This window comes from Streptomyces sp. NPDC058373 (assembly GCF_042723275.1).
Taxonomy (GTDB): Bacteria; Actinomycetota; Actinomycetes; order Streptomycetales; family Streptomycetaceae; genus Streptomyces.
Genome location: NZ_JBHXJE010000005.1, coordinates 147,500 through 162,414, shown reverse-complemented (window position 1 = coordinate 162,414; position 14,915 = coordinate 147,500). Strand labels below are relative to the sequence as shown.

At 70.9% G+C, this 14,915-nt stretch carries 15 protein-coding genes; 7 read left to right on the top strand and 8 right to left on the bottom strand.

Translation table 11 applies throughout. From position 1 onward, the window contains the following. Positions 1-170 precede the first annotated feature (170 nt). Entirely contained in the window at positions 171-668 is a 498-nt protein-coding gene (locus ACFWMZ_RS05715) for a MarR family winged helix-turn-helix transcriptional regulator (RefSeq protein ID WP_383175780.1), read from the bottom strand. Positions 669-810: 142 nt separating this feature from the next. Here ACFWMZ_RS05715 and ACFWMZ_RS05710 point away from each other — a divergent pair, with 142 nt between their 5' ends. Continuing rightward, on the top strand, positions 811-1,626 hold the full coding sequence (locus ACFWMZ_RS05710; protein WP_383175783.1) for a trans-aconitate 2-methyltransferase: 816 nt from the start codon (positions 811-813) through the stop codon (positions 1,624-1,626). Continuing rightward, the gene (locus ACFWMZ_RS05705; RefSeq protein WP_383175786.1) at positions 1,626-1,994 is read left to right on the top strand and encodes a VOC family protein; all 369 of its coding nucleotides are present in this window, start codon (positions 1,626-1,628) and stop codon (positions 1,992-1,994) included. Before ACFWMZ_RS05710 ends, ACFWMZ_RS05705 begins: the two co-directional genes overlap by 1 nt. A 66-nt stretch (positions 1,995-2,060) precedes the next feature. Here the strand turns inward: ACFWMZ_RS05705 and ACFWMZ_RS05700 are convergent, their stop codons facing one another. Both ACFWMZ_RS05700 and ACFWMZ_RS05695 read right to left on the bottom strand, forming a co-directional pair. Next, positions 2,061-2,738: a TetR family transcriptional regulator gene (locus ACFWMZ_RS05700; RefSeq protein ID WP_383175788.1), complete on the bottom strand. Its 678-nt coding sequence runs from the start codon at positions 2,736-2,738 to the stop codon at positions 2,061-2,063. Continuing rightward, positions 2,735-3,724, bottom strand: a complete 990-nt coding sequence (locus tag ACFWMZ_RS05695; protein WP_383175791.1) for an acyl-CoA desaturase — start codon at positions 3,722-3,724, stop codon at positions 2,735-2,737. Before ACFWMZ_RS05695 ends, ACFWMZ_RS05700 begins: the two co-directional genes overlap by 4 nt. 352 nt (positions 3,725-4,076) lie before the next feature. On the opposite strand from ACFWMZ_RS05695, the gene ppc reads away from it, so the two are divergent. After that, on the top strand, positions 4,077-6,755 hold the full coding sequence (gene ppc, locus ACFWMZ_RS05690; protein ID WP_383175963.1) for a phosphoenolpyruvate carboxylase: 2,679 nt from the start codon (positions 4,077-4,079) through the stop codon (positions 6,753-6,755). A 179-nt stretch (positions 6,756-6,934) separates the two neighbouring features. Beyond that, a complete protein-coding gene (locus ACFWMZ_RS05685) occupies positions 6,935-7,522 on the top strand; it encodes a Uma2 family endonuclease (protein WP_383175794.1) in 588 nt (195 codons plus the stop codon). Between the two features lie 10 nt (positions 7,523-7,532). On the opposite strand, the gene ACFWMZ_RS05680 is transcribed toward ACFWMZ_RS05685, so the two are convergent. The 3 genes from ACFWMZ_RS05680 to ACFWMZ_RS05670 all read right to left on the bottom strand — a co-directional run bounded on the left by ACFWMZ_RS05680 (position 7,533) and on the right by ACFWMZ_RS05670 (position 9,467). After that, positions 7,533-8,063, bottom strand: coding sequence for a hypothetical protein (locus ACFWMZ_RS05680; protein ID WP_383175797.1), 531 nt, complete (start codon positions 8,061-8,063; stop codon positions 7,533-7,535). A 113-nt stretch (positions 8,064-8,176) separates the two neighbouring features. Further along, on the bottom strand, positions 8,177-8,764 hold the full coding sequence (pth, locus tag ACFWMZ_RS05675) for an aminoacyl-tRNA hydrolase (protein ID WP_383175800.1): 588 nt from the start codon (positions 8,762-8,764) through the stop codon (positions 8,177-8,179). Between the two features lie 121 nt (positions 8,765-8,885). Continuing rightward, positions 8,886-9,467, bottom strand: a complete 582-nt coding sequence (locus ACFWMZ_RS05670; RefSeq protein ID WP_383175803.1) for a 50S ribosomal protein L25/general stress protein Ctc — start codon at positions 9,465-9,467, stop codon at positions 8,886-8,888. A 251-nt stretch (positions 9,468-9,718) separates the two neighbouring features. Between ACFWMZ_RS05670 and ACFWMZ_RS05665 the strand changes: the two genes are divergently transcribed. From ACFWMZ_RS05665 to ACFWMZ_RS05655, 3 genes are all read left to right on the top strand, one after another. Continuing rightward, positions 9,719-10,183: a hypothetical protein gene (locus tag ACFWMZ_RS05665; protein WP_383199666.1), complete on the top strand. Its 465-nt coding sequence runs from the start codon at positions 9,719-9,721 to the stop codon at positions 10,181-10,183. Positions 10,184-10,473: 290 nt separating this feature from the next. Next, positions 10,474-10,938, top strand: a complete 465-nt coding sequence (locus ACFWMZ_RS05660; RefSeq protein WP_383199664.1) for a hypothetical protein — start codon at positions 10,474-10,476, stop codon at positions 10,936-10,938. After that, positions 10,926-11,957 carry a hypothetical protein gene (locus ACFWMZ_RS05655; protein WP_383175811.1) on the top strand — a complete coding sequence of 344 codons (1,032 nt, stop codon included), beginning with the start codon at positions 10,926-10,928 and terminating at the stop codon, positions 11,955-11,957. Before ACFWMZ_RS05660 ends, ACFWMZ_RS05655 begins: the two co-directional genes overlap by 13 nt. 302 nt (positions 11,958-12,259) lie before the next feature. Here ACFWMZ_RS05655 and ACFWMZ_RS05650 read toward each other — a convergent pair whose 3' ends face one another. Further along, positions 12,260-13,234 carry a ribose-phosphate diphosphokinase gene (locus ACFWMZ_RS05650; protein WP_383175814.1) on the bottom strand — a complete coding sequence of 325 codons (975 nt, stop codon included), beginning with the start codon at positions 13,232-13,234 and terminating at the stop codon, positions 12,260-12,262. 144 nt (positions 13,235-13,378) lie between these two features. Continuing rightward, positions 13,379-14,824 carry a bifunctional UDP-N-acetylglucosamine diphosphorylase/glucosamine-1-phosphate N-acetyltransferase GlmU gene (gene glmU, locus ACFWMZ_RS05645; protein WP_383175817.1) on the bottom strand — a complete coding sequence of 482 codons (1,446 nt, stop codon included), beginning with the start codon at positions 14,822-14,824 and terminating at the stop codon, positions 13,379-13,381. Between the last annotated feature and the right edge of the window lie 91 nt (positions 14,825-14,915).

Sequence of the window (14,915 nt, the reverse complement as noted above, 5' to 3'; positions counted from 1 at the left end):
CCTCCTAGCCTGGCCGGCGCTTGAGGCCGATCGGTGACGGGCACGGGCGAGCGGCGCTCAGCCACCTCCTAGCCCGGCCGGCGCTTGAGGCCGATCTGTGACGGGCACGGGCGAGCGGCGCCCACCCAAGAGACCGCGCGGACCCCTGCTTGAGCCCCCGGGCGGAGCCCTCACCCCGGGATGTTGTCGAAGGGCGCCGTGAGGGCCCGCAGCAGCCCCGCCAGCTCGGCCCGCTGCGCCGGCGCCAGCTCCGCCAGGATGGCCCGCTCCTGCGCCAGCAGCCCGGCCAACGACCGGTCGGCCCGATCGCACCCCTCGTCGGTGAGACGAACGAGCACTCCCCGCCGGTCACTGGGATCGGGCAACCGCTCGACCAACCCCTTCTTGGCGAGCCGGTCGATCCGGTTGGTCATGGTGCCGGAGGTGACCAGGGTCTGGGTGAGAAGCTGCCCGGGGGAGAGCTGGTAGGGGCAGCCGGACCGGCGCAGCGCGGTCAGCACGTCGAACTCCCAGGGCTCCAGCTGATGCTCGGCGAAGGCGATCCGCCGGGCCCGGTCGAGATGGCGCGCCAGCCTGCTGACGCGGCTCAGCACTTCCAGCGGCTCCACGTCGAGGTCCGGGCGCTCCCGGCGCCACGCTGCGACCAGTCGATCGACCTCGTCCTCCATGCGGATCAGTGTAGTAGGTCTGTCGACGTGAAGTCTCTTGACGTCAAGATATGCATGGAGTGAGGATGGGCACGCCCCGGGGGAGAGCCCACCTCCCCGCTCCATCGGGGCGCCCGGCACCCCATCCCCGAGGAGGGACCCCATGCCCACCTGGGACCCCGCCCAGTACCTGCGCCACGCCGACCACCGCACCCGCGCCTTCGCGGATCTCCTCGCCCGCGTCCCCGAGCCGCCCCGCCCCGCGGGCCGCCCGCTGCGCGTCGCCGACCTCGGCTGCGGCCCCGGCAACTCCACCCGCCTGCTCACCGCGCGCTGGCCCGACGCCCGCATCACCGGCTACGACCACTCCTACGCCATGCTGGCCCGCGCCCGCACCGACCTCGCGGACACCGGGGCCGACTTCGCCCACGCCGACCTGCGCACCTGGACGCCGGACGAGCCGTACGACGTCATCGCCTCCAACGCCGCCCTCCAGTGGGTCCCCGGCCACCAGCACCGCCTCGCCGCCTGGACCGCCGCCCTCGCACCCGGCGGCAGCCTCGCCTTCCAGGTCCCGGGCAACTTCGACGCGCCCAGCCACGCCCTGATGCGCCGCCTCGCCGCGAGCGAGGGGCCGTGGCGCGAGCGGCTGGAGGGCGTCCTGCGCGGCGCCGACGCCGTCCTCGACCCCGCCGGATACCTGCCGTACCTCGCCGGTTCCGGCCGTACGACCGACCTGTGGGAGACCACTTACCTGCACCCGCTCACCGGCCCGGACGCCGTCCTCGACTGGGTGACCGGCACCGGCCTGCGACCCGTCCTCGACGCCCTCGCCGGCGACCCGGCCGCCCGTACCGCCTTCACCGACGCCTACCGCGACCTGCTCCGCCAGGCGTACCCGGTCGCCGGGGACGGCACCACGCCGTTCCCCTTCCGCCGCGTCTTCGCCGTCACCACGCTGCCCCTGGAGGCCCCCTGATGCTCGCCGCCGTCGACCACGTCCAGCTCTCCGCACTCCCGGGCACCGAGGACACCCTGCGCCGCTTCTACGCCGACGCGCTCGGCATGGCCGAGATCCCCAAGCCGCCGGTGCTCGCCGCCAGAGGCGGCTGCTGGTTCGCCTCCGGTGAGGTCCAGCTCCACCTGGGCGTCGACCCCGGCCACCAGCCCTCGCCCAAGGCCCACCCCGGCCTGCGCGTCACCGGCATCGACGCCTTCGCCGCCCGCCTCGCCTCCCACGGCGTCGGGGTCACCTGGGACGACAACCTCCCGGGTCACCGCCGCTTCTACGCCCACGACCCGGCCGGCAACCGCCTGGAGTTCCTGGAGCCCGACCCCGAGGCGTAAGACGCGGGGAGGTACGAGAAGGCGGGCGGACACCGTGGGTGCCCGCCCGCCTTCGTCCCGTACGCCTCAGTTCTTCCGGTGCCCTATCAGCCGGGGCTTCTGCTCCATCGCATCCAGCCCGTGCCAGGCCAGGTTGACCAGATGGGCGGCCACCTCGGCCTTCTTGGGCTTCCGGGCGTCCAGCCACCACTGGCCGGTCAGCGCCACCATCCCCACCAGCGCCTGCGCGTACAGCGGCGCCAGCTTCGCGTCGAAGCCGCGGTTCTTGAACTCGGTGCCGAGGATGTCCTCGACCTGCGTGGCGATGTCGCTGATGAGCGAGGCGAAGGTGCCCGTCGACTGGGCCACGGGCGAATCCCGGACCAGGATGCGGAAGCCGTCGGTGTAGGAGTCGATGTAGTCGAGCAGGGCGAAGGCCGCCTGCTCCAGGAGCTCGCGCGGGTGGCCCGCGGTGAGCGCGCTGGTCACCATGTCCAGCAACTGGCGCATCTCCCGGTCGACCACGACCGCGTACAGCCCCTCCTTGCCGCCGAAGTGCTCGTAGACCACCGGCTTGGAGACCCCGGCCTTCGCCGCGATCTCCTCCACCGACGTGCCCTCGAAGCCCTTGGCGGCGAACAGCGTGCGACCGATGTCCAGCAACTGCTCGCGCCGCTCGGCCCCCGTCATCCGGGTCCGCCGGGTCCGGCGCGGTTTCTCACCGCTGTTACTGGTGCTGGAGTCGGTCGCCACGCCCTCCATCATGCCGGGTCGGCGGTCTTCTGCTTACGGCGGGACTCGATGCGCGACGCCGAGGGCCACCGCACGTCGTACGCCCAGCCCAGCTGCTCGCACCAGCGGATGATCCGCGCCGAGGAGTCGATCTGGCCGCGCTGCACCCCGTGCCGGGCCGAGGTCGGGTCGGCGTGGTGCAGGTTGTGCCACGACTCGCCGCAGGAGAGCACGGCCAGCCACCAGACGTTGCCCGAGCGGTCCCGGGACTTGAAGGGGCGCTTGCCGACCGCGTGGCAGATCGAGTTGATCGACCACGTCACGTGGTGCAGCAGCGCCACCCGGACGAGGGAGGCCCAGAAGAACGCGGTGAACGCGCCCCACCACGACATCGTCACCAGACCGCCGATCAGCGGCGGCAGCCCCAGCGACACGATCGTCCACAGCACGAACTGCCGCGAGATCCGGCGGATCGCCGGGTCCTTGATCAGGTCCGGCGCGTACTTCTCCTGCGGCGTCTGCTCCTCGTCGAACATCCACGCCATGTGCGCCCACCACAGGCCCTTCAGCAGGGCCGGCACCGTCTCGCCGTACCGCCACGGGCTGTGCGGGTCGCCCTCCGCGTCGGAGAAGCGGTGGTGCTTGCGGTGGTCGGCCACCCACCGCACCAGCGGGCCCTCCACCGCCATCGACCCGGCGACGGCCAGCGCGATCCGCAGCGGCCGCTTCGCCTTGAACGAGCCGTGGGTGAAGTACCGGTGGAAGCCGATGGTGATGCCGTGGCACCCCAGGAAGTAGAAGAAGACCATCAGCCCGAGATCCAGCCAGCTCACCCCCCAGCCCCACGCCAGCGGCACCGCCGCCAGCAGCGCCAGGAACGGCACGACGATGAAGAGGAGAAGGGTGATCTGCTCGACCGACCCCTTCCGCTCGCCACCCAGCGTGGCGGACGGCGCCGCACCGGAATCCGGTGGTGAGGTCCGCTGGTCGTCGTCGATCACTTCGGAGGTCGAGGTCATGGGCGCCCCAGAGGGTTGAGGGAATGCGGTCGGTGGCCGAGGAACCGGGAAAGAGGAGGGCATCGGCCACCTACGGTTCCGTAACCTACGGTGACGTAAGTATGGCAGTGACCGGCCCTTCGGCAAGAGGCCCCGGGTGGGGGTGTCTCCTGTCGCCTGCCCCGCCGACCTATCCTTAGACGCGTCGGACAGCGCGGTCCGCCACCTCCAGAACGTGCTCGACACACTGCAAGGAGCCGCACCTGTGAGCAGTGCCGACGCCCAGGCCACCACGACCAGCGACACCGGCCGCCCTGGGCCCACCGAGACCCCTGAGCCCGCCCGCACCACCAGCCCGGAACTCCGCGCCGACATCCGCCGGCTGGGTGATCTGCTGGGCGAGGCCCTGGTACGCCAGGAGGGGCACGAACTCCTCGACCTCGTCGAGCGCGTCCGCGCCTTGACCCGTACGGACGGGGAAGCCGCCGCCGACCTTCTCGGCGGCCTCGAACTGGAGATCGCGGCCAAGCTGGTCCGCGCCTTCTCCACCTACTTCCACCTCGCCAACGTCACCGAGCAGGTCCACCGCGGCCGCGAGCTGCGCGCCCGCCGCGCCGAGGAGGGCGGACTGCTGGCCCGCACCGCCGACCGGCTCAAGGACGCCGACCCCGAGCACCTGCGGGAGACCGTCCAGCACCTCAACGTGCGCCCCGTCTTCACCGCGCACCCCACCGAGGCCGCCCGCCGCTCGGTCCTGGGCAAGCTCCGCCGCGTCGCCGAGCTGCTGGAGACCCCGGTCATCGAGGCCGACCGGCGCCGCCACGACACCCGGCTCGCCGAGAACATCGACCTCGTCTGGCAGACCGACGAACTCCGCGTGGTCCGCCCCGAGCCCGCCGACGAGGCCCGCAACGCCGTCTACTACCTGGACGAACTGCACACCGGCGCCGTCGGCGACGTCCTGGAGGACCTCACCGCGGAGCTGGCCCGGGTCGGCGTCGAGCTGCCCGCCGAAAGCCGCCCGCTGACCTTCGGCACCTGGATCGGCGGCGACCGCGACGGCAACCCGAACGTCACCCCGCAGGTCACCTGGGACGTGCTGATCCTCCAGCACGAGCACGGCATCAACGACGCCCTCGAAGTCGTCGACGAGCTGCGCGGCTTCCTCTCCAACTCCATCCGCTACACCGGGGCCACCGAGGAACTCCTCGCCTCCCTCCAGGCCGACCTCGACCACCTCCCCGAGATCAGCCCCCGCTACAAGCGGCTCAACGCCGAGGAGCCCTACCGGCTCAAGGCCACCTGCATCCGCCAGAAGCTGGAGAACACCAAGGAGCGGCTCGCCCAGGGCACCACCCACCAGCCCGGCCGCGACTACCTCGGCACCGCCGAACTCCTCACCGACCTCACCCTCATCCAGACCTCGCTGCGCGAGCACCGCGGCGGCCTCTTCGCCGACGGCCGGATGAACCGCACCATCCGCACCCTGGCCGCCTTCGGCCTCCAGCTCGCCACCATGGACGTCCGCGAACACGCCGACGCCCACCACCACGCCCTCGGCCAGCTCTTCGACCGGCTCGGCGAGGAGTCCTGGCGGTACGCCGACATGCCGCGCGACTACCGCACCCGGCTGCTCGCCAAGGAACTCCGCTCCCGCAGGCCGCTCGCCCCGAGCCCGGCCCCGCTCGACGCCGCCGGCGAGAAGACCCTCGGCGTCTTCCACACCGTCAAGCGGGCGCTCGCCGTCTTCGGACCCGAGGTCGTGGAGTCGTACATCATCTCGATGTGCCAGGGCGCCGACGACGTCTTCGCCGCCGCCGTCCTCGCCCGCGAGGCCGGACTGATCGACCTGCACGCCGGATGGGCCAAGATCGGCATCGTGCCGCTCCTGGAGACCACCGACGAGCTGCGCGCCGCCGACGTGATCCTCGACGAGATGCTCGCCGACCCCTCGTACCGCCTGCTCGTCTCACTCCGCGGCGACGTCCAGGAGGTCATGCTCGGTTACTCCGACTCCTCGAAGTTCGGCGGCATCACCACCTCCCAGTGGGAGATCCACCGCGCCCAGCGCCGCCTGCGCGACGTCGCCCACCGGTACGGCGTACGGCTGCGGCTCTTCCACGGCCGCGGCGGCACCGTCGGCCGCGGCGGCGGCCCCTCGCACGACGCGATCCTCGCCCAGCCCTGGGGCACCCTGGAGGGCGAGATCAAGGTGACCGAGCAGGGCGAGGTCATCTCCGACAAGTACCTCGTCCCCTCCCTGGCCAGGGAGAACCTGGAGCTGACCGTCGCGGCCACCCTCCAGGCCTCCGCCCTGCACACCGCGCCCCGCCAGTCGGTCGAGGCGCTGGCCCGCTGGGACGCCGCCATGGACGTGGTGAGCGAAGCGGCCCACGTCGCCTACCGCAAGCTCGTCGAGGACCCGGACCTGCCCTCGTACTTCCTCGCGTCGACGCCGGTGGACCAGCTCGCCGAGCTGCACCTCGGCTCGCGTCCCTCGCGCCGCCCCGGCTCGGGCGTCTCGCTCGACGGGCTGCGGGCCATCCCGTGGGTCTTCGGCTGGACGCAGTCGCGGCAGATCGTCCCCGGCTGGTTCGGCGTCGGCTCCGGCCTGAAGGCGCTGCGCGAGGCCGGGCTCGACGGCGTCCTCGCCGAGATGCACGAGCACTGGCACTTCTTCAGCAACTTCGTCTCCAACGTCGAGATGACGCTGGCCAAGACCGACCTGCGGATCGCCCGCCACTACGTCGACACCCTCGTCCCCGACGAGCTGCGCCACGTCTTCGACGCCATCGAGGCCGAACACGCGCTCACCGTCGCCGAGATCCTCCGCGTCACCGGCGGCGAGGAGCTCCTGGACAGCAACCCGGTCCTCCAGCAGACCTTCGCCATCCGCGACGCCTACCTGGACCCGATCTCCTACCTCCAGGTCTCCCTCCTCGCCCGCCAGCGCGCCGCCACCGAACGCGGCGAGGAGCCCGACCCGCTCCTCGCCCGCGCCCTTCTCCTCACGGTGAACGGCGTGGCTGCGGGGCTGCGCAACACCGGCTGACACCCGCCGGCCGACACCGGCCGACACCCGGCGCGCGACGTACGGCGGCGCCCGTCCCCTCCCTCTACGGGCGGGGGCGGGCGCCGCCGGCATTGCCGGTCACCCGTTGTGATGACGATGCCGCATGAGCCCGGTTACGGTGGGGAACGGTTGCTTGACTGCCGTCCATGGGAGGAACCATGACCGCCGAGTCCGTGCAACACCACTGGCCGGTGCCCCCGCAGGACGGGTACACCGTGGACGACCTGCTGACGCTGCCGGACCTCCCGCCGCACACCGAGCTGATCGACGGGAGCCTGGTTTTCGTGAGTCCGCGGCGGGAGTTCCACAGCGTCGTGATCGACCTGCTGGTGGCCGGGCTACGCCAGGAAGCGCCGCCCAGCCTCCGGGTGCGACGCGAGATGACGGTCGTCCTCGACCGCCGCAGCGCCCCGGAACCCGACCTTTGCGTGGTCCGGGCGGAGGCCGTCACCGGGCCCGGACTGACCCGCTTCGACGCGGCTGACGTACTTCTCGCGGTGGAGGTGGTCTCTCCGGACTCCTTGGCACGCGACACGCAGACCAAGCCCATCAAGTACGCCCGCGCGGGCATTCCCCACTTCTGGCTCGTCGACCAGGACCCCCGCAGCGGGCTGCCCGTGGTCCGCACCTATGAACGGGAACCCGTCACCCACAGCTACGTGCCGATCGGGACGTTCCACGACACGCTCAAGACCGACGTGCCCTTCCCCGTCTCACTCGATCTCACGGTGATCGACCGCATGTGAGCAGGACCCCTCACAGCAACAGGAAAGCCCCCGTCAGCAGCAGCGCACCCGCTCCCGCCAGCCCCCACGCCGTCCGGCGCATCCGCATGCCCCCGGCGACGACCACGGCCGCCAGCAGCAGGGCGCCGCCGAGTGGGACCCAGGCGTGGAGCAGGCCGGGGAATTCGCCGCGGACGACCTCGGCGGTGCCGGGCTTGACGACGACGGGCAGCTCGGCGCCCTCATCCGCGGCGACCGAGTGCTCGATGGTGACCTTGCTCCGCTGCACGGCGTTGTCCGAGACCGGCGCGAACGGGCCCGTGCACCGCTCCTCGCCGCACCGCTCGACGGTCATCGTGCCGTGCTCACGGCTCTGCGGGAACATCACGTGCTGGGCGGCGGGCCACGACGCCCACGCCCCCGCGACCAGCAGCAGCAGGGCGAGGACGCCCATCAGGGCCCGCCCGCCGAGCAGCAGCAGCCCGTAGGCGCTCTCCCCGGCGCGGCGGGCGCGGCTGCGCCGGGGCTTCTTCGAGGACGGGGCCGAGGCTGACGAGGGCATGGCGGGATACTGGGCCGTAGCCCCCGGGCCGGTCAATCTTCCGGCCAACCTTCGTCCCCGTGGACGTTCGGTGACGACCGGGGAGGTACGGGACAGGGCCCCCGCGCCCGCGGCTACGAGTTGAAGGCGCTCTGCGCCCGCTCCAGCCCGGCCACGACCAACGCCTCCACGGAGTCGGCGGCACGATCGACGAAGTAGTCCAGCTCCTTGCGCTCCGTCGACGAGAAGTCCTTCAGCACGAAGTCGGCGACCTGCATGCGCCCGGGCGGCCGCCCGATGCCGAACCGCACCCGGTGGTAGTCGGGGCCGAGCGACTTGGTCATGGACTTGAGGCCGTTGTGCCCGTTGTCGCCGCCGCCGAGCTTCAGGCGTAGCGCGCCGTAGTCGATGTCCAGCTCGTCGTGGATGGCGACGATCCGCCCGGTGGGCACCTTGTAGAAGTCCCGCAGCGCGGTCACCGGCCCGCCGGAGAGGTTCATGTACGACTGCGGCTTCGCCAGCACGATCCGCCTGCTGCCCGGGCCGGGCGCGCCGATCCGCGCCTCCAGCACCTGGGCGCGGGCCTTGTGCGCCTTGAACTTCCCGCCCGCCCGCGAGGCGAGCAGGTCGGCGACCATGAAGCCGACGTTGTGGCGGTTGGCCGCGTACTCGGGGCCGGGGTTGCCGAGGCCCACCACGAGCCAGGGGCTGTCGTCCGACACTGACGTTCTCCTCGGAGCGGGGGGAGGGGAAAGGGGAGCCGTACAGCGAACCGCCGTCCCGGCGCGAGGCGCGCGCGGGACGGCGGTGCGGTGCTGCGGGTTACTGCGGAGCCGGGACCGGTCAGGCCTCGGCGCCCTCCTCGGCGCCCTCGGCCGCCTCCTCGGCCTGCGCGGCCAGGATCTGGAGGACGATGGTGTCGTCCTCGACGCCCAGGGAGACACCCTTGGGGAGCTTGATGTCCTTGGCGAGGACGGAGTCGCCCGCGTCCAGACCGGCGATGGAGACGGTCAGCGCCTCGGGGATGTTGGTGGCCTCGGCCTCGACCGGCAGGGCGGAGAGGACGTGCTCCAGCAGGTTGGCACCGGGGGCCAGGTCCCCCTCGGCCACGACCGGGATCTCGACCGAGACGGTCTCGCCGCGCTTGACGGTGAGCAGGTCGATGTGGACCAGGAAGCCCTTCAGCGGGTCACGCTGAACAGCCTTGGGGATGACCAGCTCGGTCTTGCCGGCGACGTCCAGCGCGATCAGGACGTTGGACGTCTTGAGCGCCATCATCAGCTCGTGACCGGGCAGAACGACGTGCGCGGGCTCGGCGCCGTGGCCGTAGACCACACCGGGAACCTTGGACTCACGACGGATCCGGCGGGCAGCACCCTTGCCGAACTCGGAACGGGTCTCCGCGGAGATCTTCACCTCGGACATGTGCACTCCTCGTATAGCGGTACGGACGGTGGTCGTCACTCGGCCACGACTGACACGACCGGCCTGCTACGAAGAGCGCGTCGATAACGGACCACGAGCCGGAAGAACCGGGCTGGCGTCCCTCGCCGAGCAACGTGGGGGAGTCTACCCGGGGGCGGGGAAGCGGCGGAAATCGATCAACCGGCACCATGATCGGGCCGACCGGAGCCCGCACCGGCGACAAGCGGCCGCGACGGTGATCCAGTACCGGGGTGGAATCCGTCATCGCCAGCGCGATAGCCGTCCTGGGCATGCTACTTGGCTCCGTCGCCACCCTCGCCATCCAGCGCGGCACCGTCGAACGCGGCCACCGCTTCACCCGTGACGAGAAGCTCCGCCAGGAACGCCTCGACGCCTACGTCACCTTCGCCGGCGCCCTCGTCGACTACCGCCGCTGCCTGGTCCACCTCTGGTTCTGCCTCCACGAGGCCCCGCCCCCGGAGGACCCGGACGAGGTCCGCATCCGCAGCTACGACCTGCGCACCCGCGCTCGGGAGTCGCTGTTCCGTCTGCAGATGCTCACGGCGGACGAGAGGCTGGGTCGGGAGGGCTCCCGTCTGCTGGACGAGGTCTCCGAGCTGCACAAGGCGGGGACCAGGGAGGAACTGGATGAGGGCCGGGTGCGGACTCGGGACGGGATAGCTGGGCTGGTGCGGGAGGCCAAGGGGCAGTTGTGAGGCGGGTGAGATGGACTCGACGCCAAGAAACCTGGCGCCCCTCAATGCACCTCGATAGCGTTGGCCCGCTCAAGTTGCCCCCATCCGACGGGAGTCCAGCAGTGAACCGCCCAGCCCGGCTCGCGACGGCCGCACTCATCGCGTCCGCAGCCCTACTGCTCACCGCCTGCGGAGGTGGCGACAGCGGTTCCGAGGGAAACGACAAGGTCGCAGGTTCGGACGTCGGCGGTGAGACGTCGGCTCCGCCGACTGCGTCGGCCTCGGCGACCGCCGACCGCCCGAAGATCGAAGTGCCGTCGGATGTCACGTACAAGTTCGAGTGGGGGAGGACCGGCGATCCGGACAAGGACGCCGTGCTGAGTGACGCCGAGCAGCGGATCAGGGCCGTGGACATGGCCATCGCGGAACAGGACCCCCTCCATGGGGCGTACACGTTCTACTCCGAGGGCACGGCCGCGGCGGGAAGCCAGAAGTACATCCAGGAATTCATCGACCACAAGGCCCGCACGACCGGCCTGACTCGTTTCTACGGCGAGAGCGTGACGGTCGAGGACGACGGCACCGCTGCCCTCGTGTACTGCGAGGACCAGAGCAAGGCGTCCAACAAGTTCCTGGAGACCGGCAAGACGGACGCCACATCGGCGACGAAGAACAGTTACGTCCTCTACGCCAGCACTCTGCGCAAGAACAAGGACGGCATCTGGGTCACCGAACGTCTGGACTCGAGCAGGGGGAGCGCGAAGTGCCAGCCGTGATGCGGCGAGGCGGTCCGTTCGTCGTATCAGCTCTGGCGATCACCTTCCTGGCCGCCTCCGGCCCCGCCTACGCCGACAAGGGATTCGGCGGCACGGACGGCGGGGCGGACACGAGCACCGACGCAGGCGTCGACGGAGACACCGTGTCCGTCACCGCTGGAGGCGTCGTCTACGACCGTTCCAAGAACGGCGGCGGCGACTCGACCGGCGCCCTGACGTCCACGACCTCCTGGTCACCGCCCGCCTGCTGGTACGCCCCGAAGTACACCCCGGAACAGCTGCAGAAGTACCTGGAGCCGATCTGGCAGGCCGAGTCCACGGGATACGAGTGGGACGCGGCACAGCGGAAGAAGTACAACGCCGCCGACGAGGAGAAGGGCTTCAACAAGCACAAGTCCGGCAAGGGCTACTGGTGGGACTCGTACGTCGACGACACCTATCCGCCTGGCTGGGACGCCTGCGACGACGGACCCTTCTGGGTGGACACGGGCGACGCCCCGCCCGCCGCGATGCAGAACGCCGTCACACCCGAGATCCTCGCCCAACTCGCCTACGCCGAGGTCCGAGTCCCCGGCACCGAAGTGACCTTGGCCCCCGCGGAGACCACCAAGGTCAACCTGCCGACCTGGACCTGGCTGGACGGCGCCGCCTTCAAGCCCGTCTCCGTCACCGCCTCCGTCCCGGCACTCGGCATCGAGGCGACCGCGACCGCCGAGCCGGTCTCGCTGAAGATCGAGCCGGGTACGCCGGACGCCGTGACCTACCCGCCCTCCGGCACGTGCGAGATCACCGACGGCCGCATCGGCGAGCCCTACGCGAAGGGCAAGGCCGACAGAACACCGCCCTGCGGCGTGCAGTACCAACGCTCCTCGGGCAACGCCACGTTCCCGCTCCAGGCCACACTCACCTGGAAGGTCACCTGGACCGGCAGCGACGGGGCCGGCGGTGACCTTCCCGATGGGGAGTTCGGTGCTACGCAGGATGTGTTTGTACAGGAGATTCAGGCGGTCAATCGCTGACTGGGGGCCGGCGGGGAACCAATTGCAGAGCGGCAGAGAAAATACCTGTGGGTTTGTGAGGCCGGGTTGGATCACCGCTCTCTGAGCGAGTGACCCAGGTAATTCGGTGCCGTTAGACGGTCTTGTACGGCGGGAAGTCGTGCGGCAGGTACTCCCATGGGATGCCGGTGCGGTTGACGTATACGTAAGGCCCGACACCTGGGGAGGTGTCGGGCCTTACGGGTGAACTGTCGGTGCCGAAGCGTTTTTGCGGGGGTCTCCCGTGGTCCGGGGGTGTGCCGCCGCCTCCGCGTGAGGAGGGGTTACTCCTCCTCGAACAGGCTCGTCACCGAGCCGTCCTCGAAGACCTCGCGGACGGCTCGGGCGATCAGGGGGGCGATGGAGAGGACGGTGATCTTGTCCAGTTCCAGTTCGTTGGGGGTGGGGAGGGTGTTGGTGAGGACGAACTCGCTGACCTTGGAGTTCTTCAGGCGGTCGGCGGCGGGGCCGGAGAGGACGCCGTGGGTGGCGGTGACGATGACGTCCTCGGCGCCGTGGGCGTAGAGGGCGTCGGCGGCGGCGCAGATGGTGCCGCCGGTGTCGATCATGTCGTCGACCAGGACGCAGACGCGGCCCTCGACGTCACCGACGACCTCGTGGACCGTGACCTGGTTGGCCACGTCCTTGTCGCGCCGCTTGTGGACGATGGCCAGCGGGGCGCCGAGACGGTCGCACCAGCGGTCGGCCACGCGGACGCGGCCGGCGTCGGGGGAGACGATGGTGAGCTTGGAGCGGTCGACCTTGGCGCCCACGTAGTCCGCGAGGATGGGGAGGGCGAAGAGGTGGTCGACCGGGCCGTTGAAGAAGCCCTGGATCTGGTCGGTGTGCAGGTCGACGGTGAGGATGCGGTCGGCACCCGCCGTCTTCAGCAGGTCCGCGACGAGGCGGGCCGAGATGGGCTCGCGGCCGCGGTGCTTCTTGTCCTGGCGGGCGTAGCCGTAGAACGGGACGATCACGGTGATGCTCCGGGCGGAGGCCCGCTTCAGAGCGTCGATCATGATCAGCTGTTCCATGATCCACTTGTTGATCGGGGCGGTGTGGCTCTGCATCAGGAAGCAGTCCGCGCCGCGCGCCGACTCCTGGAACCGCACGTAAATCTCACCGTTGGCGAAATCGAATGCCTTGGTCGGTACGAGACCGACGCCCAGCTGGTGGGCGACCTCCTCGGCAAGCTCGGGGTGGGCGCGGCCGGAGAAGAGCATCAGCTTCTTCTCGCCGGTCGTCTTGATCCCGGTCACAGCACTTGTCTCCTCAGACGAAATCTTCCGCCGCTGCACCCGCCCCGGTTCGGACACCCCTGACGTGCCAGACCTTGGAACAGCGAGCCAGCCAAATCGCGTGCATCTATCACGGTACGCCGAGTCCGGCGCAGCCGTTTCCGGTCAGCTTTCGGCCGAGGCCTCCTCCGTGCTGGTCTCCGCGGCCTTCGCGGCGGCGCTTCCCGGGCGCTTGCGGGCCACCCAACCGTCGATATTCCTTTGCTGGCCCCGGGCTACGGCGAGAGCACCGGACGGCACGTCCTTGGTGATCACCGACCCGGCGGCGGTGTAGACACCGTCCCCGAGGGTGACCGGTGCCACAAACATGTTGTCCGATCCGGTGCGGCAGTGGCTGCCGATGGTGGTGTGGTGCTTGTTCACGCCGTCGTAGTTGACGAAGACGCTGGCGGCGCCGATGTTGCTGTGGTCGCCGATGGTGGCGTCGCCCACGTAGCTCAGGTGCGGGACCTTGGTGCCCTCGCCGATCGTGGCGTTCTTCATCTCCACGTACGTACCGGCCTTGGCGGCGCGGCCCAGTCGCGTGCCGGGCCGCAGGTAGGCGAACGGGCCGACGCCCGCCTCCGGGCCGATCTCCGCCTGGAGGGCGACCGTGTTGTCGACGCGGGCGCCCTCGCCGACCGCGGTGTCGGTCAGCCGGCTGTTCGGGCCGACCTCGGCGCCGCCGCCGACGTGGGTGGCGCCCAGCAGCTGGGTGGACGGGTGGATCACGGCGTCCTGGCCGAAAGTGACCGTCGCGTCGATCCAGGTGGAGGCCGGGTCGACCACGGTGACGCCGGCGAGCATGGCGCGCTCCAGCAGACGGTCGTTGAGGACGCGACGGGCGGCGGCGAGCTGGACGCGGTTGTTGATCCCGGCGATCTCGCGGTGGTCCGCGGCGACCGAGGCACCCACCCGGTGCCCGGCACCGCGCAGGATGCCGAGGACGTCGGTGAGGTACTCCTCGCCCTGGCTGTTGTCGGTGCGGACGGCGGCCAGCGCCTCGGCGAGCAGGCGGCCGTCGAAGGCGAAGACACCGGAGTTGATCTCGCGTACGGCGAGCTGCTCGGCGGTGGCGTCCTTGTGCTCGACGATCGCGGTGACCGCGCCGTCGGCGTCGCGGACGATGCGGCCGTACCCGGTCGCGTCGGGGACCTCGGCGGTCAGCACGGTGACGGCGTTCTTGTCGGTGGCGTGGCCCTCGGCCAGCGCGGCCAGCGTCTCGCCGGTCAGCAGCGGGGTGTCGCCGCAGACGACGACCACGGTGCCGTCGACCGAGCCGCCCAGCTCGGCGAGGGCGGTGCGGACGGCGTGGCCGGTGCCGTTCTGCTCGCGCTGGTGGGCGGTGCGGACGCCGGGGTGGGCCTCGGCGAGGTGGGCGGTGACCCGCTCGCGGGCGTGGCCGACGACGACGACCAGCTCGCGCGGGTCCAGCTCGCCGGCGGCGGTGAGGACGTGGCCCACCAGGGAACGGCCGGAGATCTCGTGCAGGACCTTGGGAGTGGCCGACTTCATACGGGTGCCCTCACCCGCTGCGAGGACGATGACGGCTGCCGGGCGGATGGCGCTCACGGATGTGCCCTTCGGCTTCGGGTGATGGTCACCCGCAGGATACCGGGGAGGCCGCGGACGGCCCGGGCGCCCCGGAACGCGCAGCGGGTCC

Excerpts from the sequence above, each read along its gene's own strand:
- ACFWMZ_RS05715 (WP_383175780.1), bottom strand. The coding sequence starts at position 668 with ATGGAGGACGAGGTCGATCGACTGGTCGCAGCGTGGCGCCGGGAGCGC.
- ACFWMZ_RS05710 (WP_383175783.1), top strand. The coding sequence starts at position 811 with ATGCCCACCTGGGACCCCGCCCAGTACCTGCGCCACGCCGACCACCGC.
- ACFWMZ_RS05705 (WP_383175786.1), top strand. The coding sequence starts at position 1,626 with ATGCTCGCCGCCGTCGACCACGTCCAGCTCTCCGCACTCCCGGGCACC.
- ACFWMZ_RS05700 (WP_383175788.1), bottom strand. The coding sequence starts at position 2,738 with ATGATGGAGGGCGTGGCGACCGACTCCAGCACCAGTAACAGCGGTGAG.
- ACFWMZ_RS05695 (WP_383175791.1), bottom strand. The coding sequence starts at position 3,724 with ATGACCTCGACCTCCGAAGTGATCGACGACGACCAGCGGACCTCACCA.
- ACFWMZ_RS05685 (WP_383175794.1), top strand. The coding sequence starts at position 6,935 with ATGACCGCCGAGTCCGTGCAACACCACTGGCCGGTGCCCCCGCAGGAC.
- ACFWMZ_RS05680 (WP_383175797.1), bottom strand. The coding sequence starts at position 8,063 with ATGCCCTCGTCAGCCTCGGCCCCGTCCTCGAAGAAGCCCCGGCGCAGC.
- ACFWMZ_RS05670 (WP_383175803.1), bottom strand. The coding sequence starts at position 9,467 with ATGTCCGAGGTGAAGATCTCCGCGGAGACCCGTTCCGAGTTCGGCAAG.